The organism is Methylobacterium sp. NMS14P (assembly GCF_028583545.1).
GTDB lineage: Bacteria > Pseudomonadota > Alphaproteobacteria > Rhizobiales > Beijerinckiaceae > Methylobacterium.
Window position 1 is genome coordinate 5,813,184 of record NZ_CP087106.1, and the last position, 26,105, is coordinate 5,839,288.

The following is a 26,105-nucleotide window of genomic DNA, read 5'->3' on the forward strand; positions in this document are numbered from 1 at the left end:
CCGGGGGCCCCCGAGGAGGACGCCATGCTGAACGAGAGCCGCCACGCCGCCCGCAACACGCCGACCGTGACCGCCATGAAGGTCGTGCCGGTCGCCGGCCACGACAGCATGCTGCTCAACCTCTCGGGCGCGCACGGGCCGTACTTCACCCGCAACCTCGTGATCCTGACCGACTCCACCGGCGCCACCGGACTCGGCGAGGTCCCCGGCGGCGAGGGCATCCGCAAGACCCTGGAGGATGCCCGGGATCTCGTGGTCGGGCAGCCGCTCGGCGCCTGGAACGCGGTGCTCAACGCCATGCGGACGCGCTTCGCCGACCGCGACGTCGGCGGGCGCGGCCTGCAGACCTTCGACCTGCGCATCACCATCCACGCGGTCACCGCCGTCGAGTCCGCCTTCCTCGACCTGCTCGGCCAGTACCTCGACGTGCCCGTCGCGGCGCTCCTGGGCGAGGGCCAGCAGCGCGACGCCGTCGAGATGCTGGGCTACCTGTTCTACGTCGGCGACCGCACCCGCACGGATCTCGGCTACCGCGCGCCGACCGCCCGCGACGGCTGGTTCCGCCTGCGGGACGAGGAGGCGCTGACACCGGAGGCCGTGGCCCGGCTCGCCGAGGCCGCCTACGACCAGTACGGCTTCAACGACTTCAAGCTGAAGGGCGGCGTGCTGCGCGGCGAGGACGAGATCGCCGCCGTCACCGCGATCCATGAGCGCTTCCCCAAGGCGCGGGTCACGCTCGACCCGAACGGCGCGTGGTCCCTCGCGGAGGCGATCCGCCTCTGCAAGGGCCAGGGCGACGTCCTGGCCTACGCGGAGGATCCCTGCGGCGCCGAGGGCGGGTTCTCGGGCCGCGAGATCATGGCCGAGTTCCGCCGCGCCACCGGCCTGCCCACCGCCACCAACATGATCGCCACCGACTGGCGGCAGATGAACCACGCGATCCAGCTCGGTGCTGTCGACATCCCGCTGGCCGACCCGCATTTCTGGACGCTCGCCGGCTCGGTCCGGGTGGCCCAGCTGTGCCGTGACCACGGCCTGACCTGGGGCTCGCACTCGAACAACCACTTCGACGTGTCGCTCGCGATGTTCACCCACGTCGCCGCGGCGGCGCCCGGCAACGTCACGGCGATCGACACGCACTGGATCTGGCAGGACGGCGAGCGCCTGACCAGGGAGCCGCTGGCGATCCGCGGCGGCCTCGTGCGGGTGCCGGAGCGGCCGGGCCTCGGCATCGAGCTCGACATGTCGGCGGTGGAGGAGGCCCACGCCCTCTACCGCGACCACGGCCTCGGCGCCCGCGACGACGCGGCCGCCATGCAGTTCCTGATCCCCGGCTGGACCTTCGACAACAAGAAGCCCTGCCTGGTCCGCTGAGGGCCGGCCCCGAAGCCTCAGACGCGCGAAGACAGCGGCGACCATTCCCGGCGCAGGATGGCGTACTGCATCGTGTTCTCGAAGATCGGGTTGCCCCGATCGTCGTCCACGAAGGAGATGAACTCGCGGAACAGGCCCTCGGGGCGCATCGTCAGCGCCTCGCACAGGCGGCGCGAGGCGGCGTTGTCCTCCTCGACATAGGCGTAGAGCCGCCGCGCACGCCGCTCGGAGAACAGGTATCCGAACAGGGCGGTCGCGGCCTCGAGGGCGTAGCCCGCGCCGCCGTACGCGGCGTTGAAGTTCCAGCCGACCGAGAAGGTGTCGGGCGGTTCGGGCAGGCAGAACAGGTCGCCGATCAGCCGGTCGGACGCGGCCAGGCACACGGCCACGTGCTCGTCGTCGCGGCCGCGCCGCACGGCCTCCGCCTCCGCGTCCGCCGGCGTGTCGAGGCGGCCGCTCTGGAAGCAGCGCGCCCGCGGGCGGTGCAGGTAGGCGAACAGGTCGGCGGCGTCGTCCGGCCTGAAACGCCGCAGGATCAGGCGGTCGGTCCGGATGTCGATCATCGGGTTCCCGGTCGGGGCCGCGCTACGCGGCCACGAGGTTGAAGGTGCGGTCGGCCGGCGCGAGGCTGACCCGCCGCCCCCAGTCGAAGGCGACGAAATCCTGCTCGATCCCGTCCGAGAACACCACGCCGCCCTCGTTCATCCGCGACACCACCGTGAGCGGCGCGCCGGCGAACTTGCCGCCGCGGAGATCGGTGCCGGTGGCGACGCTCGGGAACGGCTCGCGCACCCAGTAGCCGAAGGCCGCCTCCTCGATGCCGACCTCCACGGTGAGGTGCGTCGCCTCGCTGATCGAGCGCGCCCAGCCGGTCAGGCCGGTGCCCGAGGCCACGATCAGCCCGCTCGACGAGTGGTCCTCCGCCCGCGCCCCGTCGTCGATCCGGTAGCGCGCCGACTGGTGGCTGCGGTGGCCGACGAAGATCTCGTTCAGGGCGAGCAGCCGCTCGCCGCCGTCGAAGGTCGCCTGCACCATGGTGCGCCGCTGCAGGGGGGCGGCGCCGGCCGCGCTGGCGGGCAGCAGGGCGCGGAGTGCCTCCACCCGGGCCCGGGCCAGCACGCCGTCGTAGAGGTCGGGCGCCGGGTTGACCCCGACCACCGGCTGCCCGTCGAGGTACTTGGCGACGTTGGCCACGAGCCCGTCCTGCCCCACGGCCACGACCACGTCCTCGGGGGCGAAGAGGAAGCGGTCGAGGTCGGGGCGCCGCACCAGGGCCTGCCGCCAGTCCAGGGGCACGGAGGCCCGGGCCTCGGCGAGCACGGCCTGGAACTGCGCGTGGCGCGCCTCGACCGCGGCGAGCGTCTGGCCCCTGCTCTCCAGGAAGAACCGGACTTGGCCGCGGGTCGCGTGCCGGGCGATGAGCAGCTCGTAATCCGTGTCGCGGATCACGAAGACCACGCGGGGGGTGAGGGCCGGCATGGCGGGCCTCCTCAGCGGGGCGCGAGCCGCGCGGGAAGCGCGCCCCGGACCTCGCCGAGGATTGCCGCCAGCAGGTCGGGCGTGACGTTGACGTGCTCGATCGTCTCCAGCTTGCCGGCGAGTTCCCGGGCCGCCAGCCCGAGCAGGACGGCGGGCGGCATGTCCCGGTAGATTGCGGCGCGGCGCTGCTCCGCGTCGGCCCGGGCCCCCTCGACGAGCCGGATCCGCTCGGCCTCCGCGGCCGCCTCCAGGCCGCGGGCCTCCGCGACGCCGGCGGCGCGGTCGCGGGCGTTCTCGGCTTCTTGCGCGATCAGCACGGTCTCGCGCCGGGCCAACTCGGTCTTGGTCGCGAGCTCGTTCTCCGCGATGGCGCGCTCCTTCTCAACCGCCAGGGCGCGCCGCGCGAAGGTCGCCTCGTCGGCCTTCTGCTGCAGGGCCTCGAAGGTCGGCGTCTGCAGGGCGCGCTCCAGCTCGCTGGTCGGCGCGAGGTTGGTGAGCCGCACCGAAACCGCCGCGACGCCGATCTCGGCCAGCGCCGGGGCGGCGAACAGGACCCGTTCCAGCACGGCGCGCAGCGGCTCCGGACCGGCGTCGAGGAGGGCGCCGATCGGGCTCGCCCCGAGATACTGGAGCGCCGCCTGGCCGGCGATGCCGCCGAGGCGCGCCTCGATCCGCTCGATCGGCTCGCCCTGGAGGCGCCCGTTGCGGAGGTCGATCGAGAAATCGACCCGGCTCGCCAGCAGCTCCGGATCGACGACGTGCCAGCCGATCGTCCCCTGGACCACGACAGTCTGGAAGTCCCGGCTGCGGCCGCGGACGAACAGGGTCATCTCGCGGTCGTCGACCGGCACCTCGCTGATGCTGGCGGTCTCGGGCCGGAACCAGAAGACCAGACCCCGCCCGCTCTGCCGGACCCGGCCGTTGCGGAAGCGGATGATGTGGCTGCTCGCCTCGCTCCGGAGCTGGGCGATCACACCGATGTTGCGGACCGTTGCCATGATGGTCTCCTCAGAACTGACCCGAGCTGTCGAAGCGGAAGAGTTCGGCGGGGCGGAACGCCGTCCCGGCCTCGCGGGCGCCGGTCGGCGCGATCCAGCCCCGGTCGCGCATGCGGCGGCGGAAGGCGGATTTGTTGAGGGGCGCGCCGCGGATCGCCGCGTGCACGTCCTGGAGCTGCCGGAGGGTGAAGTGCTCCGGGAGTAGCGCGAAGCCGACATCCGTGTAGTCGAGCTTGCCGCGCAGCCGCTTCACGGCCAGCGCGAGGATGTCGGAGTGGTCGAAGGCGAGGGCGAGGGGGGCGCCGTCCTCGGTCTCGGCCGAGACCGGGCCGCCGGCCTCGCCCGCCCAGGGCACGATCAGCGTCGCCGCCGTCGGCGCGGCGCTGCCCGCCAGGGCCTCGGCGAGGGCCGCCTCCGGCAGCAGCGCCAGGTAGGCGACCGAGACGATGCGCATCCGCGGATCCCGGTCCACGGCGCCGAAGGTGTAGAGCTGCTCGAGCCGCGCCCGCCCGATCCCGGCCTTCTCGCGCAGGACGCGCTCCGCGGCGGCGTCGAGGGTCTCGGCGATGCCTACGAACCCGCCCGGCAGCGCCCACAGGCCGGCCTGCGGCAGCTGGCTTCGGCGCAGCAGGAGAGCGGCGAGCCGGCCCGCCCGGATCCCCACGAGGACGAGATCGACCGCCAGGGCGGGGCGCTCGTATTTCGCAGGATCGTAGCCTGCCAGGAACTCGGATTCGGTCATCGGACTTTTCTACTCAAGTTGAGCATAACTAAGACGCAGATTGCGCATATGTCAAGCCGAGAGCGGATCCGCCGGGAAGCGCCGCGGGACGCACAGCCCCGCACCGGCTCCGCACAGATCCGCCCGGGCGCGGCCGGTCGGTGCGGTCCGAGCCTGGAAAAGGGCGAAGCTTCTCGTGGCGACGGAGGGGCTGGCGCGGGAGCTTCAGCGGCGAGCCGGCATCGATCCGCCGGCGCAGGAGATTTCCCCCATGCCGTTCTTCGCTCCACGATCCGCGGTCGAGCCGCCCCGCAACGCCGCGCTGTCGCCGCTCTTCCTCGCGCTGCTGGCGCTCCTCATCATGCTCGCCTCGGCCCACGCGGCGCCAGGCCCGGAGCGGGGCGGCCTCAGGCTGCGCGGGCCGGCCGGCACCGCGCCGGTCGAGGCCGTCCAGCTCGCGACCGACATCAGCGTCGACGTCAGCGGCCCGACCGCCCGGGCCACCGTCACCCAGGCCTTCCGCAACGTCACGGCGGACTGGGTCGAGGGCACCTACGTGTACCCGCTTCCGGAGGACGCGGCCGTCGACGGGATGAAGCTCGTCGTCGGCGCCCGCGTGATCGTCGCCGACATCCGCGAGCGGGCGGCGGCCAAGCGCGCCTACGAGGCCGCGAAGGTGGCCGGGCAGTCGGCGGCGCTGACCGCGCAGGAGCGGCCCAACGTCTTCACCAACGCGGTCGCCAATATCGGCCCCGGCGAGACGGTGGTGGTCCAGATTACCTACCAGCAGACGATCCCCGTCTCTGGCGAGACGCGGACGCTGCGCCTGCCCCTGGTAGTGGCGCCCCGCTACAATCCCGCCCCCGCCCCGGTGGACGCGGTCTCCCTCGACGGCGTGGCCGGCGCGGCCCGCGACCCCGTCCCGGATCGCGCCCGGATCAGCCCGCCGGTGCTCGACCCGGCCCTGTCGTCGCCGACCAATCCGGTCGCCGTCACCGTGCGGCTGCAGGCGGGCTTCCCCGTCGGCGACGTCCGCAGCGCGACCCACGCGATCCGCGTGACCGAGACCGGCCCGGAGGCGCGGACCGTCACGCTCGCCGACGGCGTCGTCCCGGCCGACCGCGACCTCGAGCTGACCTGGGCGCCGGTCCCGAGCCGGGTGCCGGGCCTCGGCCTGTTCCGCGAGACCGTGGCGGGCCGGACCTACCTGCTGGCCACCGTGAACCCGCCGGCGATCGAGGCCGACGCGGCCGCCCGGCCGGCGCGCGACGTCACCTTCGTCATCGACAATTCCGGCTCGATGTCGGGCGCCTCGATGCGGCAGGCCAAGGCCGGGCTGCTGGCCGGCCTCGGCCGCCTGACCCCGCGGGACCGCTTCAACGTCATCCGCTTCGACGACACCTGGGACGCGCTGCATCCGGAGCCGGTCCCGGCGACGCCGGCGGCCCTGGCGGAGGCCGAGGCCTTCGTCGCCGCCCTGGAGGCCCGCGGCGGCACCGAGATGCTGGCGCCCCTCAAGGCGGCCCTCGCCGACCCCCACCCGGAGGACGGGCGCGTCCGTCAGGTCGTGTTCCTCACCGACGGCGCCGTCGGCGACGAGGAGCGGATCTTCGCGGCGATCCACGCCGATCTCGGGCGCACGCGCCTGTTCATGGTCGGCATCGGCGCGGCGCCCAACGGCCACCTGATGCGCCACGCGGCCGAGATCGGCCGCGGCAGCTTCACCGAGATCCGCGACCTCGCGCAGGTCGGCGAGCGGACCCGCGCGCTCTACGAGAAGCTGGAATCCCCCGCCGTCACCGACCTGACCGCGACCTTCTCGGTCCCGGGCGTCGCGGTCACGCCGGGAGCGCTGCCCGACCTGTATCGCGGCGAGCCGCTGGTCTTCGCCGCGCTTCTGCCGGGGGCGGCAGAGGGCACCGTGACCGTCACCGGCCGGGTGGGCGGCCGGACCTGGACCCGGACGCTCCCCCTCGTCGAGGCGGGCCCCGGCGCCGGCATCTCCAAGGTCTGGGCGCGCTCCCGGATCGGCGAGACCGAGACGGCGCGCATCACGGGGCGCCTCGGCACGGACGCGGCCGACGCCGCCATTCTGGCGCTGGCCCTGGAGCACGGCCTGACGACGCGGCTGACCAGCCTCGTGGCCGTCGACGCCACGCCGCGCCGGGCGCCCGGCACGCCTCTCGTCGCCGCCGACCTGCCGCTGAACCTGCCGGCGGGCTGGGACTTCGCCAAGGTGTTCGGCACGGGCCGGCCCGGCGCCGCGCCCGCCGACGACGGGGCGGCGCGGATCGTGCCGATCCGGGCCGAGGGCGCGGCGGTCGACCTGCCGCGGACCGGGGCCGGGATCCTGGCGCAGCTCGGCCTGGGCCTGCTCCTCGCCCTGCTGGGTCTCCTGGGCCTCCTGCTGGGCGCCGGCCCGACGGCCGGCGGCCGCCGGACCGGGGACGCGCGATGAGCCGGCGCACGGTGACCGGACTGGGGAGGGCCCTCGCGGCCCTCCTCACCCTCGCGGGGCTCGGGCTCGCGGCGCAGGCCGCCTGGATCCCCGCCAAGGCCGCCCTGGCCCAGCTGCTGCTGGAGCGCGCCTTCGCCCGCACGCTGGCCGAGGGCCGGCCCGCCCGGCCCTGGCCCTGGGCCGACACCGAGCCGGTCGCCCGCCTCACCGTCGCGGGCCGCAGCTTCGTGGTGCTGCGGGGCGGGAGCGGCCAGGCCCTGGCCTTCGGCCCCGGCCATCTGGACGGCACCCCGGAGGCCGGCGCGCCCGGAACCGCCGTCATCGCCGCCCACCGCGACACGCAGTTCGCGGTGCTGGGGCAGCTCGGGCCCGGCGATCCGGTCGCGGTGACCGGCCGCGACGGCCGGACCCTGCGCTTCCGCGTTACCGGCACGCGGGTCGCCCGCTGGGACGCCTCGGGCATCGACCCGCAGGCCCCCGGCCGGCACCTCGACCTCGTCACCTGCTGGCCTCTCGAGGCGCTGCAGGCCGGCCCGCTCCGGCTGATCGTCGAGACCGAACTGGCCTCGGAGGCGGGGCGTTCCTGACCGGTCGGCGTGGACGGCCAGCTTGGCCGCGCTTGCGCGAATGTGCGGTTTCGTGCGGATCTGTGCGGGTCAAGCCCGCGCGAGCCGTACCTGTGAGCGAGATCGAACTGTCCGAGGCGCAGAGCCGCGCCATTGCCCAGACCGTGCGCGAGGCGCTGGCCCGTCGGCGCATCTCCCGGCAGACGCTGGCCGAGGAGGCCCGGATCAGCATCTCGACCCTGGAGAAGGCGCTCGCCGGCCGCAGGCCCTTCACCCTGGCGACGACGATCCGTCTGGAGGAGGCCCTGGGCCAGTCCCTCCGCCAGGAGACGGGGCGACCGGCCCCGGAGGCGGCCCGCCACGCGCCCGACGAGCTCGGCTCCTACTCGCGGGAGAGCGTGGCCTGGATCGAGGGGCGCTACCTCACCCTGCGGCCCTCGTTCGGGACGGCGGGCGCGGTCTTCGCCTACCGCACCGAGATCGCCTGGGATCCGGACGCGGCCCGCCTCGTGTTCCGCGAGGCCGAGCGGCTCGACGCCCCCTTCGCGCAATCCGGCAGCGTCGCCGTGCCGAGCCAGTCGGGCATGATCTACCTGGTGACCAACTGGCACGGGCAGCACCGCCTCGCGGTGCTGTGCCGCCCGAACATCCAGGGCGAGATGTACGGGGTCCTCACGACCCTCCACGCGGGGCGCGGCACGCAGCTGACCCCGGCCGCGGCGCCCCTGGCGCTGCTGCCCGAGCAGGCGGGCGCGCACGGGTACGGGCGGATCGGGCCGGACGACCCGGGCTACGCGCCGTACCGGGCCTATCTCGCCCGGGTGCACGACGACGGCTACGCCGCCTTCTTCACGGGCGTCGCCTGAGGAAATCTGATGGGTGAGCCCGACGGCGCAGAGCGCGGCGGGCTTGGAGCGGGTACCGGGAATCGAACCCGGGTATTCAGGTTGGAAGGCGGACGCATTTACTGCGCGGTTACCCGATCCATCATTCGTTTTTTCAGCAACATCGTCACGACATTGCGTTTTTCCCGTTAGGGCGACACCCTGGCATCGCGAGGATTTGGGGGCTCCAGTTGTACAGCCGTTGTATGGGGATCGAGATGACGAACGCCGAGACCATCCGACGGCTGCCGGGCCCGAGCAACTTTCGCCCAATCCCGCCCGAGCCGAAGGACGTCGTCGCTCCTTTGCGGAGCGTCACTCTGGTCATCACGCTCGACATCGTCGTGCAGGCCAAACGGTACGTCGAGCGTGGCGCGACGAAAGGAATGGTGATCGAGTGGCGGGATTCCACCCAGAAGGGGCTCGTGCTGCGTCTGACCTCGACCGCGGCGACCTAGTACCTACGTCGCAGGACTTCCACCCTGCGCATCGGGACGATCGACGACACCTCGGTGCTCGCCGCACGTGAGATGGTGCGGAAGGTCTCGCATTTCGGCACGGTCGACGACGCTCGCATTTTCCTTGAGAAGATCCGCCAAGTCAGGGCGAACAAGGGCGAAGAAGCCGCGTACTACTACGAGGAGGGAGTTTGGATCGACGACGACGGGACTACCCATGGACCCGAAGTCGCGATGCCCGACAAGCTCTGGACTTGGTCTTATCTAAGGAAAAAGTATCTTGAGCACAAACTCACAACGCTTAACGAAAGATGGCCTCCCAATATGAAGTCCTTTTGCATCATAAATGCTTTAGGTCGATAGGAAACAAACCGGTCGGCTTGCTTGACTATGAAGATCTTGCGAAGATACGCGACGATCTCAATAGATCGAAATCAAAATCTCAGGCATCTCGCACCATCTCGATTGCTAGATCGATGCTGAATTGGGCTTACGCCGAGCATGCCTCTAGGACGGGGCTCGCCAAGCTCCAATTCGTTTTTTGGGGGCGGTGGAAGATTGCGCGCAAGAGCGGCGTCCGGGACCACGCTCCGACGATCTCCGAACTCGCGAGAACGCTCGTTCTCGTTGAGCATCTCCACTCCCTGTCTCAACAGTCTCACAGCGCAGGCGCCGTCGATGCATCCATGGTCGGTGCGCTTTGGGCGCTCGTCCTGACCGGTCAGCGGGTTGGTCAATTGCTCCGCACGCCGACCGGACGCCTCCTCGAATCCCCAAAGGTACCGGTTGGATGGCGGGTTCTGACCTGGAAGCCGGAAGAGGTTAAGAAGGTGGAAGGGCTGTCGTTGCCTCATTGGCTTCCCGTGCCGCCCGAGACGATCGCGATCCTCGGGTATTGGAGGTCAAGGCGCGACGGCGATCGGTCGGATTGGATGTTCCCGAGCCTCCGGGGCTTCGGGCCTGTCACCGAAGGTGGGTTGGCAGGCCTGTTACGGCGGCTTCAAGGCATACGTCACAGGACCAAGCCTTCGGGTCGGGGAACTATCGACGCCAGGAGAATCCGAGGCAAGGCCAGGACGGGACTATCCAAGAGCCAGGGTGTCGATCTGTTCGCGGGACATGGGATTCAGCCGTGGATCCCGCATGACGTTCGCCGTGCGATCGTCACCTTCCTGGGAGATCACGGTCTCGGCGGCTCTGCGTCGGCCATCATAGCTCATCGGGAGTATAGGGAGGATCTCAAACGCGAGTACGAACGAGAGCGCATGCTTCCCGTAACAGAGCTCCATTACAACCGATCTCAGAAACTGGGGTTGAAGGTCGAGGGCATGAAGCTCTGGACGAAAGCAATTCTGGACGCGTACGAAATCGAAAAGGCGAGTTTCACGTCTGCGTTGACGCGGACAGAGGGAGCAAAAAGCGGGATTCCCTGGGCCGCTCCTGCCTTCGAGGAATGCGAAGCCGTCATGGATCCTGGAAGTTTCATCCCGTCCACCAGGAAGGATGTATGACAGCCCTTGTACGCCGCTCGTTTCAGTATCTCGATTCAAATTCGGGTGCTGTCCGCCCTCAGCTCGGCGGTTTCATTGCTGCGACATAGGGCACCTTGTCGGATGCCAAGCCGCAGCCACCCTCGACGGCGGCTGCCCCGGTGTTCGCCGAGCTGTTCTCCATTCCTTCGGTAAGGTATGACGTTTACACCGCGGCCTCTTCGAGGTAGTAATCGATCATTCCTTCGTCGCGCCAAGAAAGCTTCCAACGATTCGGTGCGCCCGGACGCTAGAATTCTCGTCAATCTGACCGGAAGTCGCACAGCCCTCTGAGTTTGCGCTTTCAATCGAAGGTTGTTGCCTTGTATCTGCGTTCCGTCGGGAATTCGTCGGGAATCTTTGTTCCGAACGGTTCCCTTGCGTGTCGCTAAGTGCGCACGCGTTCACTTCTGCCGGTGAGCGAGACGCGATTCTGCGCGTGAAGTAGATAATAGGCAGTCAGGTCGACGCGGCCGAAAAACTCCTGTCCGCCAGGAGCTTGTCCGAAATCGGGCTCCGTTTCGCGCCCGCCGTCGTGAAAGGCCGCCGCGCCGGTCCGCATGCACCCCAAGCGGAGAGCGGCCTCGAAGGCGTCGGAATGCAACCCCCGAGACCGAAGGCGAGGACCGTCGCGCCGCAGGCACGTGCCGGGTCGCCCGGCCCGGTGGGGCGCCCCCCGCGCCTGCTACGGGGCCTGCTACGAGGCCTGCTACGGGAAGGGTCGAAGCCGCACGCCACGGCATCGAGGCGCCGCCGCCGTCGAGCCTCTCCGAGGACGCGTCTCCGGCTCCGCCTGCGGCCTCTGCGGCCTCTGCGGCCTCGGGCGGCAACGCGCGCACCCGCCTCCCCACGCCGCGTGCCGACCGCCGCCACGATGCGCGGCCGGGTGCCGGAACCGCCAGTCCTTCCATCCCGGAGAGTGCGCGGATCGGCGGACGCGGCAAAGTGCGATCGCGCCACGCATCCGGCCGCTTCGTCGCGGTTCCCGGTCGCCGGGCTCTCCTTCAGCCTCGCCGGATGGCCGCGGAGGCGGCCGCCGCCGTGATCCGGAAGACCGGATCCCGGTGCTGTTCCCGCTCGGTCGATCGAAGTTCGCCGACTCGGGACGAGCCGCACGGACCCTCGCCGCGATCGCTCCACGGGTCGGCAGCCGTCGTGGGGACGAAACCGTGCGCCGAGCGGGCACGCTTCAGCGGCGCGGTCGTTCGAAGTTGTCGTTGGCCCGCGCGTAGGCGATGGACAAGTCCGGGGGACCGTCGGAGAAGAACGGCGATGCCGAAGCCTTCCCGACCCGTTCAAAATCCTTCCAGGACGTTATCTTGCCGAGCTCGGCCCGTAGCCTGGACTTATCCAGATGGACATAGCGGTCCGTCGAATTCCTGTTCGCGTGACCGAGGAGTTCCTGAACCGCGTAGATGTTGAACCCGCTCGCCACGAGGGCGAGACAGGCGGCGGTATGCCTGTGGTCGTGAAGCCGGTAGTCGTCCACGCCGGCCCTGCGGAAGGTCTGCGCGGCACGCTTCGCCATGGCCGTATACGTGAAGGGCTTCCACGCGCCGGTGCGGCGGCACGTATAGGTGAACACGTGCGTCGGGTGCCCTCGGACCGCCTCGAGCAGCCTGCGCGTGTCCGGCGTCAGCGGCACGGCGTACGTTCCGCCCCCCTTTCTGGCTGCGGTGATCAGGCCCAGATCGAAGTCGATGTCGGTCCAACGCAGATCGAGGATGCACCGTATTCTGATGCCGGTCAGCCAAGTGAACTCGTGGAGGAAGGCGTCCCGGTCCGTGCATGCCCGGATGATGCTCTCCATTTCGGCCGCGCGAAGATAGCGGCTGCGTGCATTCCTGGGTGTGCGACCTATGGTGGTCCACTTGATGAACGGCAGATTCGTCGCGCCGAACTCCGTCAGCGCGAGATTGTACATCCCCGCATTGGCTCAATGACCATGGTTTTGATGCTGGAGTCCGATAATCCTCTCTCGCGGTGTCTGATCGCGATGTTTCTCAATTGCTGAATGTCGATAGCTGAAATCTGCCTATCGGGTCCGAGTTCATCAACGAGCCTTCGGGCCCATATCTTCATATATTTCAAATTCGCTTCGTTCGTGTAGGTCGTGTCCTGCCTCGCGCTCCAGGCGGAGAGTAGGGTCTCGAGCGTCGGCGTCGTGTGCGAGGCCCTTGTCGGAGACAACCGTCCGGCTTTGAAGTACGAGGCATCGATCCCGCGTCTCGCCAGCTCCTGAGAGACCGCAAGACGAGCTTCTCGGCGATCCCGCTTTCCGGTCGCTATGTAGACGCGCTTCTCCTTCTTGCCCTTGTCGAAATGATACGTTCCGTCGGGCCGTTTGGTGAGGCCGTCGTTGGCACGCTTGCGTGGCATTCTCGTCTCGGAATCGGAAATGGGAGGGGGGAGTATCCTGCGGGATCGAACGGGTCCGACGACCGCGGCTGAGAAGGTCGTGCGGGAGGCGATCCTGCGTCGCGGCGGCGCGCAGCTTTCGGCTCCGTCGGAGCCGTTCCCGACGGTCAGCGCCCGCGCGCGCAGAACCTCGCGACGTCGGCCGCTGCGAACTGGCGCCGGATACGCCGTCGTCCGAAACCGTGCCGGGAGAAGCCGATGTCGCCCGCATTCGCGTGGCGTCTTAGCGTTCTGGTACTGACACCGATTAGCATAGCCGTCTCCTGCAGGCTCAGGTACAGCCTGCCTCCATATAGTGTTTCGATGTTCCCGAGCCAATCAATGATATTGTTCGACTCCATAGAGAATATATCTGTGCGAATATTGGCGTCTCTATCTACGGTTGTTCGGAATTTGGCGCGGACAGGGCCGCGGGAATAACCACGCGTCATTGCTAGTTCCTTCGTTTCGGCGCTTCTCGTCATGAGGCGCAGCTGCTTGTTCATTCCTTCGAGCGGATCGCCGCGCGATCCCGGACCGACGGCGCGGCGGTTCCTTCGGGTCGTGCAGGGTCGGACGCGCGTCCGGATGCCGGCGGCCGTCAGCGATCCTCGACGGGACGCCACGTCAGACAAGCAGAGGCGCAGGCCCCGCCGGACACGAAGGCGGTGGCTTCCTGGGCGGTCCTGAATTTCACGAACGTCGTCAGGCGCAGCAGTCTCGCATCGGCATGACCCGTCAGGACGCCTCTTCCGAGAAGCTCGGCCTTACGCTCCGGAAGCCATTTCGACGTGCCTCTGCTCGCGGCGACGATCGTGCTTCCAGGCAGGACGATGGTCTCGCGCCCCAGCATCGACGCACGCGCCCGTGCCCCCGCGTAGGCCATCTCGTGGGTCGTCCACGTGAGGCCGACCGCATCCACTCCGCGCGGTAACATCGATGGCCGGGACGAGATCGGCTCGAGGACGGGCGTCACATCGGCCATCAGACCCGGGGACACGAGGCCCGCCAGCGCCCGGATGTCCTCCAGGATGCGTTCCGCCGCGGCCATCTCGTAGGAACTCGCCGTAGCCCGTTCGGGATCATGCCCGACCACTCGTCCGATGCCGCCGCCGAGCACGAGCTCGTCGGCAAGACGCCGCTGCAGACATAAGCGGATGACCTCGGACAGGACCCGCGGACCGGTCACGACGACGGCCTCGTAGACCCAGTCGAGTTTCGGATCGGCGGCATGGGCCGCGAGCCGTTCCCTGACCAGCCCGCCCTCGCCGACGATCGCGCGGGACCTCGCGTCCAGACCTTCGCCCAGGCCGACCAGAATATAGAGGCCGGGTCCGAGAACCTCGTCGAGGTCGAGGAGGTCATCGAAACTCCAGGCCGGCGCCGCATGCATCGCGACGGCGGACCCGAACAGTTCGAGCGTCAGCACCCCGTCGCCTCTGGTGCCGCGCAGCAGACCTCTGATGCTTTTCGGTGTCCGGACGGTCAAGCTCGTCTCCCTTGCAGGCTCGTGCTGCCATCGAAGCCGCAGCGTCCCGTCGGGACCGTCGGCTCGTCCCAGGCCCGCGCCCGGCCCCGCGCAGCCGACCGGATCCGGAGGCTCGATACGGCGTCGCCGCAGCCGATCCGGATCGCGGTCGTTCCTTCGACGGACATCGTCGGCCGACGACGGGGCTCGTCCCCGATCCGCCCCGTCGCGCTCCCGCCGGTCGGGCGTCCCGTCACGGCCGAAGGCGTCCATCGTGCCGCCGAAGCCCCGTCGATCGGATCGCCCCGCGGCCGCCTCGCTTCCCGCGGACGGCCCGTGCCGATCGAGGCCGCGGACGACGACCGCCGACCGGCGGGCATCGCGATCCGCCGCCTCCCGACGAACGGTCGCCCTATTGCCGATCGACCGTCTTCAGGCGCTCGCCCAGACGATAGAAGCGCGAGTACGTCCGGGCATAGCCCGAACGCGGATCGAACGTGATCAGCTCGCTCGTCCGGCAGATCTGTCCGTTCTCGATCTCCGGGTGGCCGAAGACGGTACCCAGCAGGTAGGGGATCGGCAGAACGTATGTCCGCCAGTCCGTGAGATACGGAGCGTCGTGCAGTTCGGCTTCGCCGGGATGTTCTCCGCGGGCGATGCGATCGAGATCTTCGGCGAGAGCCCAATATTTGCGCGCCCGTCGTGCGAGGTCCGGAAACGGACCTGGGCCGTGGTGGAGGATCGTCATCCGTCCGCTCCTTCCTGGAAACGCCCCGACCGTTCGACGCGACGGCTCTTCGGGCTCCCGCTCCGATCCGGAGCGTTGCCCGATCCCGCTCCGGCGTTCGGGCCGTTCGACGGACGATGTCGCCCGACCGATCCGAGCAGCGAGGTCAGATCGGCATCGTCCAGCGCCCGCCGCCGGGTCAGCAGTTCCACGAGGCGGTCGAGCTCGGTTCTGCGTTCCGTGAGAATGGAGGTCGCCGTCGCGCTCGCCTGTCGTAGATCCAGCTCCACGCTCGACATGTCGTCGCTCGACATCGGCTTCGGTCGAACCGCCAGGCTTCCTTTGAGGCCCCATCTGCAATGCATGCGGAGGCTGATCTCGGTAGCCTCGGCGAGGTCTTTCTCCGATCCGGTGCTGGGCCGGCCGAGGACGAGGATCTCGGCGGCACGGCCTGCTAGGTGGACGACGAGGAGCTCGTGCAGCTCTTCGTCGGTCGGGTACATGTCCCGTCGACGCACATCGGTCATGCCGCCTGTTCCGAAGGCGCCGTGAATGGCGATGGTGCCGAGTTCGAAGCCGAGGGCGTGCGCCACCACGGCGTGCCCGCCCTCATGCACCGCGGCGCGATGATCGTCGGCCCTGCTCGGCAGTGCTTGAAGCACATCGATTTCGGCGATGAGATCCGAGGTCAGTAGCTCGCGGTTCGCGCGCCTCGCGCGGCTACGGGCCCTGCGGACCCATGCGGCGCAGTCCGCTCCGGTGCCGCCCACCGCCCTTCTGGCGGCGGCATTCAGATCCGCCGCGGCGAGATCCCGCCCGAGATGGTGACGCAGGATGGCGGCGAGATCCGAAACGGAAGGGGGCGCGATCCTGAAGCAGCGTTCGAAGCGGCCGGAGCGAAGGATGGCGGGATCGATCCGGTCGGGATCGTTCGTCGTGCCGATCAGAAGTATCCCGGCGCGACCGGCGGCGTCGAGGCTTTCGAGAAAGCCGTTGACCACCATGGTCCAATAGTGACGATCGTGCTCGATGAAGCGTCTTCGGTCGCCGAAGGAATCGACCTCGTCGATCAAGGCCACGCACGGGGCTGCCTTGCGAGCCGCATCGAAGAACTCGCGCATGGCCTTCATGGTCGTTCCGAGATGGGCTTCGACGGCCGACTGCCATTGCGCGAGCGATCCGCATACGAGCGGAACCCCTGCCTATCGCGCCAAGGCGCCCGCGAAGGACGTCTTGCCTATTCCCGGTGGGCCGGCCAGGAGAGCTGCCGGTTCGCATTCCGACCACGGGAGCGCAGCTCTGGCATAGGCCGCGAGGTCGGCGGCGGCCGTCAGGCCCCACTCCGCCGCAGCACCGTAGCCGGCGAGGTTCTCCAGAGGCGGGAAATCCATGTGCTCACGCCGCCGGAGACGGGCTTCCAGGACGGCTGCAAAGCGGTCGAGTGCGCCTTCGGCTCCTCGGTCGCGATGGATGGCGATCCGCAGATCGACGGGCTCGACCGCGGAGGCGGCCGCGGGCTCGAGCAGCCTGCCGGGCGCGCTCCCGACGACATGTTCGAGAAGCAGTTGGACCAGTTCGGGATCGAAGTTTCCGACGACGATTCGCTCCTCGCACGCGAGCAGGAGATCGCTGGGGAGCGATGTGGACGCACCCGTCGTGATGCCGATCAGACTACGGTGTTCTCGTAGTGCCCGGGCAGAGCGCAGAGGTCCGTCGTGGTCGACTGCGCGTCCTCCGCGCGGCGGACCGATGATGATCGGAGGAGGGCGGAGCTCGGGCACCGCACGCTGGTTCTCTTCGAGAAGAGGGGCATCCTCGGCGAAGACGACGTGTGCCGCCTTGAGCATCGGCTCTATCCAATCCTGATGAGGAACCTCGACGACGACGACGAGCCGGGAATTCGCCATCCTCTCCTCGAGACCCGCCCGTGAAGCGATGCCGGCTCCGAGCAGGATGGACGCGCCGACGACCTCGGGCCCGAACCGCTCCAGAAGTTCGTTACGACCGAGCCGCTCAGACTCGGAGCAACTTTGCTCTTCCAGACGTCGTAGCAGCCGACGCACCAGCATCGTCCGCGCCTCTCCCGCCGGCCGCGAAGAGTCTGCCGCGCTTCTCGTGCGATCGTGACCTGCGTTGTTCATCGCGAGCACCCTCCGCTCGAAACGGCGACGTCCACCAAGCCGGGGAACGTCAGCTCGATCATCGTCAGCAGCTCCCGCACGCGATCCCGAGCGGGATCCGGGAAATCGGCGCCGCAGCTCTTTCTCAAGGTCGAGGCGATCAGGCGGGTGTTCCCACCACGACGCAGGGCCTGCTCGATCTCGATCAGGACGATGGAGCGTCCCGGTTCCCGCGAGGGTAGGCCGCCGAGAAGGAGAACGTGACGGCAGCCGCGGCTGTCCACGCCTCGCGAGAGTGCGACCGCGCTTCGGCGCCACTCCCTTGCAGTCAGGAGCCAGACCGTCGAGCATCTGTCGGCGTCGCAACCGACGAGCATGCAGACCTAGACCCGGTCCCGAGAGCTCGACTCTATCAGAAGGCCCAGGCTTTCGACGGGAGCGAACGCGATCCATCCGCTCCTTCCACGGAGATGGAATGCGAAATCTCCGAACGGATCGCCGGCGAGCGCCAACTGGTAGCCTGCGGCGGCCCCCGGAACACGTGGCCGTGTCGGCTGCGGTCCGTACATCTCCTCCGCGTGCCGCAAAGCGAGTCTGCCGGCCGAAGCCGGCCTGACGATCCCCGCCAGAGCGAGGGAGCACAGCTGGCGGACGACCGGGTCGGCAATGCCGGCGAACTCGCTCAACCTGATCGGGACGGGATGATCGGGGCCGGCAACCGCAGGGGGCGGTGATCCGGAAAGCCACCGGACAATGTCGGCCACGCTCCGACCTCTCGAGGCGCGGAGCGACGGGCGCTTGAGCGTACGGCCGCACGGAAAATCGACGACGATGCTGGAGGCCATGGCGGAAATCCCATCCGGGAGGGCGTTCGGAGGACGGAGGCGGGATCTCCGTCGATCCGAAGCGGCATCAGGACGTCAGAGCGAGTGGATTGCCCGCTCGGAGGAGATGCCAGCCGAGCGCCTCCCAACCGAGCGCCTGTGTCGGCAGCCCAAGCCGAACGACGCTTCGATCGGTCATCTCTGTCGTCAGGTCCATCCGGATGTGGCCGCCGAACAGAAGGCCGAAGATGCGCTCCCGCGCGTTCGGACCGGGAAGCGCGGCTGCGCAATCGATCAGGGATGCCTCGCCGGCTCGTTCCTCGATGTGTCGGGTGACCCTGTCGAGGTCGCCGCAAGCGGGGATATGTTTGGCGTGGAAGATGCGCTGCGCGTTGGCGAGTCGGGGCTGCGAGCGCACGTCGGCCGGCGAAACGACGGCGACCCTGTGCCCGCCGGTGGCGGCTTGGGATCCGACCGTGCAGGCACGACTTCGAAGTCGTGGCTGGTTTCACGTCCGATCTGTCGGAAGGATGAGACCGTACTCGTGACCTGCTCCGAAGAAGCGGATCGCAGTTGCCGCGTCGCGGCCGAGACCGGCCATCGCGAGAAGGCGGCAGAGCTCGTCGTCGTAGCCGATGCGGACGGCTCCGTGCACCGACATCAACACGGTCGCCTCGCGTGCGAGACGCTTGGAGTTGTAGCAGCCTCGTCGAATCCGCCAGCGAACGGCGGAGAGGGACCGGCGCCTGGTCTGATGGTGGCCACGCTGCGGCATGCGACTACCTCGATCCCGGGCGCGCTTGGCTGCCCGCGCATCTGCGAATGCTGATCGAATGGGTCTCGCCACGCGGCACGGGGTCGTGCCTTGCGCGCGCATTCCTTCGTTCGAAGGAACGGTTCGGCTCGTCTTACTTGACGAAACCGCCTATGCAGCCGATCTTAAGCGTACCGGAAGCATGTCCGATCCCGCCGGCCTCACGAGGGCTGAATTCGGCGGCGGATCAACTGCGCAGAATCGCTCGATTGATGCTGTAGATGATAATGCACATTGAGTCCAACGCAAGCGAAAATTTGATCTTTCTTCGCGCGCCATTTCCGGGCGGCCCGCGTTCTACTGGATTGGACCCAGGACGAACTCGCCCGCAAGGCTCGAGTGGTGCGACGGACCATCGTGACGCTGGAGTCGGGAGGCTCGCGTACTCAATCCCGAAAAATGGAGGCGGTGCTGGCGGCATTGGGTGCCGGCGGTATCAGGTTCGCCTGCAACAGCGATGGCGAAGTCAGTCTGATCGATGGCAATGCTCGGCCTGACGGCGGCGATCCGCCGACCTGTCGCGGCGCGCGCGGATTCAGGCGGCTGCGAACCAGAGTCAGCGGCCGTCGTCCGGCCGTCGTATGAGTTGCCAAGGCTCGATGCGAAGCCCGACGGCGAGACGTTCCAGATTGTCGATCGAGACGTTTCTCAGGCCTCGCTCGATGCCGCTGATGTACGTGCGATCGATCTCGCAGAGATCGGCAAGCGCATCCTGACTGAGTTCCTTCTCGATGCGGAACCGCCTGAGATTGACTGCAAGGATCTGTCGGACCGCGCCTGGGTGCGTTCGTTTCACACGCGCATCGAGCGCGATTGTGGACGATAAGGCGACGGACTTTAAGTCACAATCGACCTTTGGGCGGCGCTCGGCGTTAGCCTTCCACCTTTTCGAAGGGTGGCTTGGCGTCGCTCGAACACGGTATCGATTTGGATCGGCGCCAAATGATGCCCCTCCCACAAGCCCACTTAAGTCATTGCAGCATCATCTGAAACGCGCTGATAGATGGGGTCACGATCGGCGCCGATCGTGACCCCATCGACAATACATATTCTCGTGTTCTAGTAACTAAATAGCGGCAATTTTACCGGGGTCATGGTTCGACGCCGGTACACAGTCTGTCGGGGGTCGGCCCCTGTGGCCCTTCGATGGATTGGCAAGCTCGATACCACGTCACGGGCGGGACAGTGTTCCAGACTATGTCTTGGACAAGTGCAGCAGCGCGAGCTGCTTTGGATCTCAATTGCTTTGTGGCTTCGCACTGTATGCCGCGGCGATGTTCGCTCTATTCCTGATCTGAAGGCTTAAGCAGCTTTGATGATCATGTCTGCTTCCGGCCTCTGTGTATACAAAATGGGACGACCGGGATGGGCACAAAGGCGATGGTCCGGTTCTGCACGCGCCGATGATCAAGCGTGACGTGGTCTGGCCGAAAGCGGAATGACTGATTCGGAGAAACCTAGTCGAAAAAGCGGACGTCCTCCTATCGACCCAACTCGGCCATTCAGGATTTTCCGGTCGATGCTCCGAAGCAGACACGACATTCGTTGCGCATGATCAGGCCGTCATCCCGGAAGGAGGAGCCCGTCTACGATGAACGGTGGGACGATTTTAACCGAAGCGGTCGGCGCTGCTGCGACGCCCAAGCGTCGATGCCGACCGCGCGGTTACAGCGCCGGGTCTGCGCGGGTGCCGTCGCCGGGTCGACCATCGACCAGCCTGCGGATCTGCTCCCTGATGAGCGGCGCGGTGGGGTTGTAGACGATCAGGCCGAGGTCGGGGCGACCGTCGACGGCGAAGGAGGAATACTCAAGCTCGATGCCGCCGAGGATCGGGTGCTTCAACCGCTTCGTCCCCTCGCCGTGATGGTGCACCTCGTTCTCGCGCCACAGCGCCGCGAAGTCCTCGCTCGTCCGGCATAGTTCCTCGACCAGCGTGCCGACCTCGGACGCCGCACCGGCGCGGGCCGCATCCGCACGGAACGCCGCGACCACGTAGCGGGCCACGCTGTCCCAGTCGTGCTGGATCGCGCGAACCTGACTGGAGCCGAACATGCGGCGAAGGATGTTGCGCTCGCCCGGCGGGACCATGTCCCAATCGGTCAGCACGACGGCCGACGCACGGTTCCACGCGATGACGTCCCAGGTGGCTGTCTTGATCAGTGCAGGGCTGGTCTCCAGCGTGTCGAGCAGTCGCTGCAGCCGGGGAGTGACCCCCTTGGCGACCGCGTAGCGGACCTCCGGCGGGCGCCCGAGGCCGAGCATGAATAAGTGCTCGCGTTCGGCATCGGTCAGCATCAGACCGGCGGCAATGCGGTTCAGCACGTCCGCGGAGGGCGCACCGCCGCGGCCCTGCTCCAGCCACGTGTACCACGTCGCGCTGATGTTTGAGCGCTGGGCGACCTCCTCCCGACGGAGGCCCGGCGTCCGCCTGCGGCCCGCGAACCCAAACGAGGACGGGTCGAGCTTCGCCCGCCGGTCCCGTAGATAGGCGCCGAGGGGGTTCTCCGAGCCAGCCGGCATGGCGATCCTGTGAGAGATTATACCCTGATACGGTCACGTATTTTACGGCGACGCCAGCCGCGGGAAAGTGGGGTTTCCTCACACGCGGACAGTCATCCATGCGCGTATTCCTCACGGGCGCCACCGGCTCGGCTCGGCGCTCATCCCGGAGCTCGTTGCCGCCAGGCATCAGGTCATCGGGCTGACCCGGTCAGAGGCCGGCGCGGCGGCGCTCCGCACGGCGGGGGTCGAGCCGCACCGGGGCGATCTCACGGACCTGGTCAGCCTACACGACGGGGCCACCCGGGCCGACGGCGTGATCCATGCCGCGTTCGATCACGACAACTTCTCGGACTTCGTGGCTAACTGCGAGAAGGACCGGCGGGCCATCGAGGCCCTGGGCTCCGCGTTGAAGGGCTCGGATCGGCCCCTGCTGATCACGTCCGGCGTAGCGATGGGATGCCCGTCGTCCGGCCGTACGGCCACTGAGGACGTCTTCGACAGGGACCACTCGAACCCCCGTGTCGCGTCCGAACGGGCGGGTGAGGCGCTCCTGCAGGCGGGCGTCAACGTGTCGGTGATGCGGCTCCCGCAGGTGCACGACACTGTTAAGCAGGGCCTCGTGACCTATTTCGTCGCCCATGCTCGAGTCAAGGGCGTCTCCGCCTATGTGGGCGACGGGGCGAACCGCTGGGCGGCGGGACCAAGGCGCGACGTCGCCCGCCTCTACGTGCTGGCCCTGGAGCGTGCCGAGGCGGGGGCTCGGTACCATGCCGTCTCCGAGGAGGGCGTCCCGCTTCGGGCCATCGCGGAAGCCGTCGGCCGGGGCCTTGGCGTCCCAGCAGCCTCCGTCGCGCCCGATGCGGCCGCCGCGCATTTCGGATGGTTAGCGGGGTTTGCCGGAGCCGACATGGCGGCGTCGAGCGTGTTGACGCGGTCCCGGCTCGGCTGGCGGCCTGACGGCCGGGGCCTCATCGCCGACCTCGACGCCATGGATTACGCCCGCGGTACGGCGTGAGGCGTCAGCGCCCAGCCGCACGATCGGCGGGGTCGTGGGCCGCGAAGTCCGGCCCGAGGTCCGTGGTCGAGGTCCGCACGAAGCCCTCTCGCGGCACGCGTTGTCATGCCATTGGCCACGAGCATCAGCTGGAACTCGACGCCGGTCGGCGGTCGGTGGAAACAGGCGGCGAGGAAACACGAACGTACGCTTCCACCCCATGTCGAGCGGCGGAAGCAGACTGGCGGCAATCCACCCAAGCGGTCCTACGGCTTGCGACCCAACTTAGATGTCAGGAAGGCTGTCCGCGTTTCTCCAAAATGGACGCTCTTTATCCGGCCCGCATCTTCGAGTCAGGGTAGGGCGTAGCAGTTGGAATGGCGGCCGGAAGTGGGCGTTCCTTTGCCGGTCGTGGCGCTTGGCAAAAAGGTCGTGAGACCAGACCCAGCCGCGGCTTCACACGCTGGCAGCGGAGAATGCCTGCTGCGCCGCCCTGACCTCATCTCCGTGTTCCGCCGCCCACGACAGGATAGCTTGAAGATGGGGTTCCAACGACCGCCCCAGCGGCGAGATCTCGTAGGTGACGGCGACCGGAGCTGTGCTGACGATGGACCGCTTGATGAACCCATTCGCCTCTAGCCTGCGAAGGCACTGCGTGAGCGCCTTCTGAGTGATGCCCTTCTGCGCCCGGCGCAGCGCGTTGAATCGCATGGGGCCGTCGCAGAGGCTGGCCAGCACCAGCAACGTCCATTTGCTCGTGATGTGCTCTAAGATCACGCGGTTCAGTTCAAGGTCGTCGGGGGACGATGCCGCCATCAGCGGGATACTCCAGGCTACCAGGTCGCCTCATGGTACCTAATTGCATACAGGTATAATTACTATACCGATGTCGCCTCCTCAGACACAGGAGGCCGCCGTGCCGTTCACGTCACCCGAGATCCGACCGACAACCAACGACCGAACGGACGAGAAGAAGACCGTGCTCGTGCTCGGGGCCACTGGGCAGCAGGGCGGCGCCGTCGCAGACGCGCTTCGTGCATCCGGCTGGCCGGTCAGGGCACTCGTGCGCAACCCAGGTGGCGAGAAGGCCCGGGGGCTTTCCTTAGGGGGCGTGGACGTAGTCCGAGGGGACCTCGACGACCCCATTTCGATCCGGGCGGCAATGGCGGGTGTCCACGGCGTCTTCAGTGTGCAGCCAAGCTCAGGCCAAGGCCCTGCCCACGGTGTCACCGACGAGCAGGAGATCCGCTGGGGCAAGGACATCGCTGACGCCGCCCTGGCCGCAGGGGTCCGGCACCTCGTCTACACGTCGGTCAACGCGGTCGGCAGAGGTCCCACCGGGATGGGTCATTTCGACAGCAAGTTCGAGATCGAGGAGTATATCCGTAGCCTCGACCTGCGCAGCACGATCATCCGGCCCGCAGCCTTCATGGAACTGCTCATGCTCCCCGGCATGGGCCTCGACCAAGGATACTTCAGCTTCTTCCTTCGGCCGGACCAAGCCGCGCAGATCATCGCCGTGCAGGACATCGGGACGATCGTCGCGGCCGTATTTGCCGCGCCGGACCGCTTCGCCGGACGAACCCTCGAGATCGCCGGCGACGAAATGACGGGCGCAAAACTTGGCGAGAGGCTGAGCAACGCGGCAGGTCAGGCAATCAGTTACCTGCGCTTTCCCGACGTCGTCCTCGAAGGGGACGCGTTCCTCGGCCGACTAGCGTCCCTAGTCGATGACGGACGTCTTGCGGGCAACGCCGACGTCGGCGCGCTGCGGCAGGAGTTCGGCGCGCTGACGAGCTTTGACGAGTGGATTTCTGGCCCAGGCAAGCCGTTGTTGGAGCGAGCACTCCGAGCGGAGGAGACAGTGATGTCCCTCCGTTAGAGGCCCTCGGACGGTCCAAGATCACGCCGGGAAGCTGGAGCACGCCAAGATGCGGCGCTCCGGCAACGGTTGAACGGCGAACCAACGGTCAGGCTGTAGATCAGCTGTGCCGAGCGGCAGAAAACAGGCCTTGCCGGGTTTGCTTTGGGTCGCGCGCTGTCCACGGAGCTTTGGCTGCTTCGACGCATCTGCAAGCCGGAAGCGGACGGGCAGGAAATCAACCCAAGCCGACCTCCCGCTTGCGACCCAACGCAGTCGTTCACACGCGACCGGGCTGTTCCCGAAAGCAGACGTACCCTGGGCCGTTGCTATGGAGGTAATGCGCCCATCCCAGCCCTTCAGATGATGCTCGCTGCTTCCCGTAAACGGACATTGTTCACACTCGGCAGCGGGATCGAGCGGGCGGATGCATCTTTTTGAAGAGCTCCACTTCAAGCTTAGGCTACGGTCCGATCGTTTGAGTCGCTGTTGACTCGGGGTTGCGCTCACGCCATGCGCTTGCGGTGATCGCTCCGGGACCAACGGGTCTGCGCGATCGCCGACAACTGCTTCTTTCGAAGTAAGCCGTAGCCCTTGTGTCGTTTCCCATTGCATCCTTGCATGGGCGGGACATCGAGCCGCGCGCCATCACGATCAGCGCATGTTTGTCTGCGGGATCGCCCAACCTAAGCAGGTTGCCGCGTCTTTCTGTGTGGATGAAGGACGGTTAGATCATGTTACAGCGGCCCCTCCGGATCCTGGCCCCGACGCGCTATCCCTGGCGCTTCAACGGGCCGCGACAATCGCGACACAGAATCGAGAACCGGAACTTCCTTCCGCTCAACTGGGTGCATCAAGGTATCGAGGGGGTGACGGCCTTCAATCCTTGGCCGCTGCGGCGCTTCGACCTCGTTCACGCCTTCAACCGGATACCCCTCGGCAACGCGCCTTTCCTCATCGGTTTCGAATCTCATATGCCCCGAGGATTTGGCGTAGAGACCAGCCGCTATTACAGCCTGCTCTCGCGAATGCTCGCATCCTCGCGCTGTCGGGGCATCATCGCGATCTCCGAATATGCGAGAGAGATTTTTAAGGAGACGCACAAGAACAGTCCGTTGCGCGATATTCTCTATGAAAAACTGTCCGTCCGGTATCCGAATATCGAGTTGCCGGCAGAGTCCGCTCAACCTGACCCGGTGAGGCCGGCACCGTTTGTCGTCTCATTCGTAGGCAATCATTTCGCGCGAAAGGGGGGATGCGTTGCAGTTAGGCTAGCCGAATTGGCACTTCAAAAGAAGCTGCCGGTGCAGGTTGAGATCGTCAGTTCGCTGCAGGTAGGCCGCGGCGTCTGGACCGATTCTTTGAACGATCACTTCTATGATCGCTACCTCGCCGCGCTGAAGCTTCCGAACGTTCGCTGGCACGCCACACTGTCGAACAGCGAGGTTCATGATCTGTTTCGCCGCTCGCATGTTTCGCTACTCGCAACGTTCTGCGACACATTCGGCTACAGTGCCATCGAGTCGATGATCCACGGCACGCCGGTCGTTGGCACGCGACAGGGTGCATTGCCCGAATTCATCGCGCACCGCCAAAACGGTCTTCTTCTTGATCTCGACACGATGCCGAACGGCGAATGGGCCCATATTGCTCATCCCGACCGTGGCAGCCGAGCTTACGAGGGCCTAGTTGAGGGGGAAATTGAACGGATGGCAATGGCGGCGATCAGCGAGATCGAGCGGCTGATCGAACGGCCTGACGAACTCTACGACATGCGGCGCCGCGCCCGATCCGACGCCGAGCGTCTCTTCGGCGCACAGGAGGCAAATCAGTATTGGGACAACTTCTACGAGCGCGCGCTCACGGCGGGGGAGGTCGGTGAAGAGCGGCTCAGGCTCGAACTCCGCTGATCGCCAGGTGCGTGACGGCAG

General features: G+C 67.6%; 24 protein-coding genes and 1 pseudogene. 11 read left to right on the forward strand and 14 right to left on the reverse strand.

Annotated features, from left to right (window positions below; translation table 11 throughout):
• The first annotated feature begins 24 nt into the window (after nt 1–24).
• Entirely contained in the window at nt 25–1,374 is a 1,350-nt protein-coding gene (gene gudD, locus LOK46_RS27695) for a glucarate dehydratase (protein ID WP_273561518.1), read from the forward strand.
• Nucleotides 1,375–1,391: 17 nt separating this feature from the next.
• On the opposite strand, the gene LOK46_RS27700 is transcribed toward gudD, so the two are convergent.
• From LOK46_RS27700 to LOK46_RS27715, 4 genes are read right to left on the reverse strand one after another with little or no spacing between them, the layout of a single operon-like run.
• Nucleotides 1,392–1,937 carry a GNAT family N-acetyltransferase gene (locus tag LOK46_RS27700; protein WP_273561519.1) on the reverse strand — a complete coding sequence of 182 codons (546 nt, stop codon included), beginning with the start codon at nt 1,935–1,937 and terminating at the stop codon, nt 1,392–1,394.
• Between the two features lie 22 nt (nt 1,938–1,959).
• Nucleotides 1,960–2,853: a hypothetical protein gene (locus LOK46_RS27705; protein ID WP_273561520.1), complete on the reverse strand. Its 894-nt coding sequence runs from the start codon at nt 2,851–2,853 to the stop codon at nt 1,960–1,962.
• Between the two features lie 11 nt (nt 2,854–2,864).
• Nucleotides 2,865–3,851, reverse strand: a complete 987-nt coding sequence (locus tag LOK46_RS27710; protein WP_273561521.1) for an SPFH domain-containing protein — start codon at nt 3,849–3,851, stop codon at nt 2,865–2,867.
• A 10-nt stretch (nt 3,852–3,861) separates the two neighbouring features.
• Entirely contained in the window at nt 3,862–4,593 is a 732-nt protein-coding gene (locus tag LOK46_RS27715; protein WP_273561522.1) for an NUDIX hydrolase, read from the reverse strand.
• A gap of 250 nt (nt 4,594–4,843) precedes the next feature.
• Here LOK46_RS27715 and LOK46_RS27720 point away from each other — a divergent pair, with 250 nt between their 5' ends.
• From LOK46_RS27720 to LOK46_RS27740, 5 genes are all read left to right on the forward strand, one after another.
• Nucleotides 4,844–7,030, forward strand: coding sequence for a marine proteobacterial sortase target protein (locus tag LOK46_RS27720; protein WP_273561523.1), 2,187 nt, complete (start codon nt 4,844–4,846; stop codon nt 7,028–7,030).
• Nucleotides 7,027–7,617 (forward strand): class GN sortase, encoded by a 591-nt coding sequence (locus LOK46_RS27725; protein WP_273561524.1) that lies wholly within the window; start codon nt 7,027–7,029, stop codon nt 7,615–7,617. Before LOK46_RS27720 ends, LOK46_RS27725 begins: the two co-directional genes overlap by 4 nt.
• A gap of 92 nt (nt 7,618–7,709) precedes the next feature.
• Entirely contained in the window at nt 7,710–8,462 is a 753-nt protein-coding gene (locus tag LOK46_RS27730; protein WP_273561525.1) for a helix-turn-helix domain-containing protein, read from the forward strand.
• A gap of 236 nt (nt 8,463–8,698) precedes the next feature.
• Entirely contained in the window at nt 8,699–8,938 is a 240-nt protein-coding gene (locus LOK46_RS27735) for a hypothetical protein (protein WP_273561526.1), read from the forward strand.
• Nucleotides 8,939–9,318: 380 nt separating this feature from the next.
• Nucleotides 9,319–10,449: a hypothetical protein gene (locus LOK46_RS27740; RefSeq protein ID WP_273561527.1), complete on the forward strand. Its 1,131-nt coding sequence runs from the start codon at nt 9,319–9,321 to the stop codon at nt 10,447–10,449.
• A gap of 1,207 nt (nt 10,450–11,656) precedes the next feature.
• Here LOK46_RS27740 and LOK46_RS27745 read toward each other — a convergent pair.
• The 7 genes from LOK46_RS27745 to LOK46_RS27775 form a co-directional block, all read right to left on the reverse strand.
• Entirely contained in the window at nt 11,657–12,391 is a 735-nt protein-coding gene (locus tag LOK46_RS27745; RefSeq protein WP_273561528.1) for a tyrosine-type recombinase/integrase, read from the reverse strand.
• Nucleotides 12,373–12,846 (reverse strand): hypothetical protein, encoded by a 474-nt coding sequence (locus tag LOK46_RS27750; protein WP_273561529.1) that lies wholly within the window; start codon nt 12,844–12,846, stop codon nt 12,373–12,375. The genes LOK46_RS27745 and LOK46_RS27750 overlap by 19 nt, the downstream gene beginning before the upstream one ends.
• A gap of 619 nt (nt 12,847–13,465) precedes the next feature.
• Entirely contained in the window at nt 13,466–14,353 is an 888-nt protein-coding gene (locus LOK46_RS27755; protein ID WP_273561530.1) for a hypothetical protein, read from the reverse strand.
• Nucleotides 14,354–14,744: 391 nt separating this feature from the next.
• Nucleotides 14,745–15,080: a DUF6634 family protein gene (locus LOK46_RS27760; RefSeq protein ID WP_273561531.1), complete on the reverse strand. Its 336-nt coding sequence runs from the start codon at nt 15,078–15,080 to the stop codon at nt 14,745–14,747.
• Nucleotides 15,077–16,189 carry an AAA family ATPase gene (locus LOK46_RS27765; protein WP_273561532.1) on the reverse strand — a complete coding sequence of 371 codons (1,113 nt, stop codon included), beginning with the start codon at nt 16,187–16,189 and terminating at the stop codon, nt 15,077–15,079. Before LOK46_RS27765 ends, LOK46_RS27760 begins: the two co-directional genes overlap by 4 nt.
• A gap of 72 nt (nt 16,190–16,261) precedes the next feature.
• A complete protein-coding gene (locus LOK46_RS27770) occupies nt 16,262–17,128 on the reverse strand; it encodes a hypothetical protein (RefSeq protein ID WP_273561533.1) in 867 nt (288 codons plus the stop codon).
• Nucleotides 17,129–17,196: 68 nt separating this feature from the next.
• On the reverse strand, nt 17,197–17,463 hold the full coding sequence (locus LOK46_RS27775) for a hypothetical protein (RefSeq protein ID WP_273561534.1): 267 nt from the start codon (nt 17,461–17,463) through the stop codon (nt 17,197–17,199).
• A gap of 547 nt (nt 17,464–18,010) precedes the next feature.
• On the opposite strand from LOK46_RS27775, the gene LOK46_RS27780 reads away from it, so the two are divergent.
• Together LOK46_RS27780 and LOK46_RS27785 are read left to right on the forward strand one after the other, a co-directional pair.
• On the forward strand, nt 18,011–18,832 hold the full coding sequence (locus tag LOK46_RS27780; protein ID WP_273561535.1) for a hypothetical protein: 822 nt from the start codon (nt 18,011–18,013) through the stop codon (nt 18,830–18,832).
• Between the two features lie 327 nt (nt 18,833–19,159).
• A complete protein-coding gene (locus LOK46_RS27785; RefSeq protein ID WP_273561536.1) occupies nt 19,160–19,402 on the forward strand; it encodes a hypothetical protein in 243 nt (80 codons plus the stop codon).
• On the opposite strand, the gene LOK46_RS32880 is transcribed toward LOK46_RS27785, so the two are convergent.
• Complete coding sequence (locus LOK46_RS32880; RefSeq protein ID WP_337251959.1) at nt 19,374–19,775, reverse strand: helix-turn-helix domain-containing protein; 402 nt, start codon at nt 19,773–19,775, stop codon at nt 19,374–19,376. The two genes, LOK46_RS27785 and LOK46_RS32880, sit on opposite strands and share 29 nt — an antisense overlap.
• A 707-nt stretch (nt 19,776–20,482) precedes the next feature.
• Entirely contained in the window at nt 20,483–21,337 is an 855-nt protein-coding gene (locus LOK46_RS27795) for a helix-turn-helix transcriptional regulator (protein WP_273561538.1), read from the reverse strand.
• A 98-nt stretch (nt 21,338–21,435) separates the two neighbouring features.
• Here LOK46_RS27795 and LOK46_RS27800 point away from each other — a divergent pair.
• Nucleotides 21,436–22,334: pseudogene (locus tag LOK46_RS27800) on the forward strand (SDR family oxidoreductase).
• A 435-nt stretch (nt 22,335–22,769) separates the two neighbouring features.
• Here LOK46_RS27800 and LOK46_RS27805 read toward each other — a convergent pair.
• Nucleotides 22,770–23,129, reverse strand: coding sequence for a winged helix-turn-helix transcriptional regulator (locus tag LOK46_RS27805; RefSeq protein ID WP_103985674.1), 360 nt, complete (start codon nt 23,127–23,129; stop codon nt 22,770–22,772).
• 100 nt (nt 23,130–23,229) lie between these two features.
• On the opposite strand from LOK46_RS27805, the gene LOK46_RS27810 reads away from it, so the two are divergent.
• Both LOK46_RS27810 and LOK46_RS27815 read left to right on the forward strand, forming a co-directional pair.
• Entirely contained in the window at nt 23,230–24,195 is a 966-nt protein-coding gene (locus tag LOK46_RS27810; RefSeq protein ID WP_273561539.1) for an NmrA/HSCARG family protein, read from the forward strand.
• A gap of 713 nt (nt 24,196–24,908) precedes the next feature.
• On the forward strand, nt 24,909–26,084 hold the full coding sequence (locus LOK46_RS27815) for a glycosyltransferase family 4 protein (protein WP_273561540.1): 1,176 nt from the start codon (nt 24,909–24,911) through the stop codon (nt 26,082–26,084).
• The last annotated feature ends 21 nt before the right edge of the window (nt 26,085–26,105 follow it).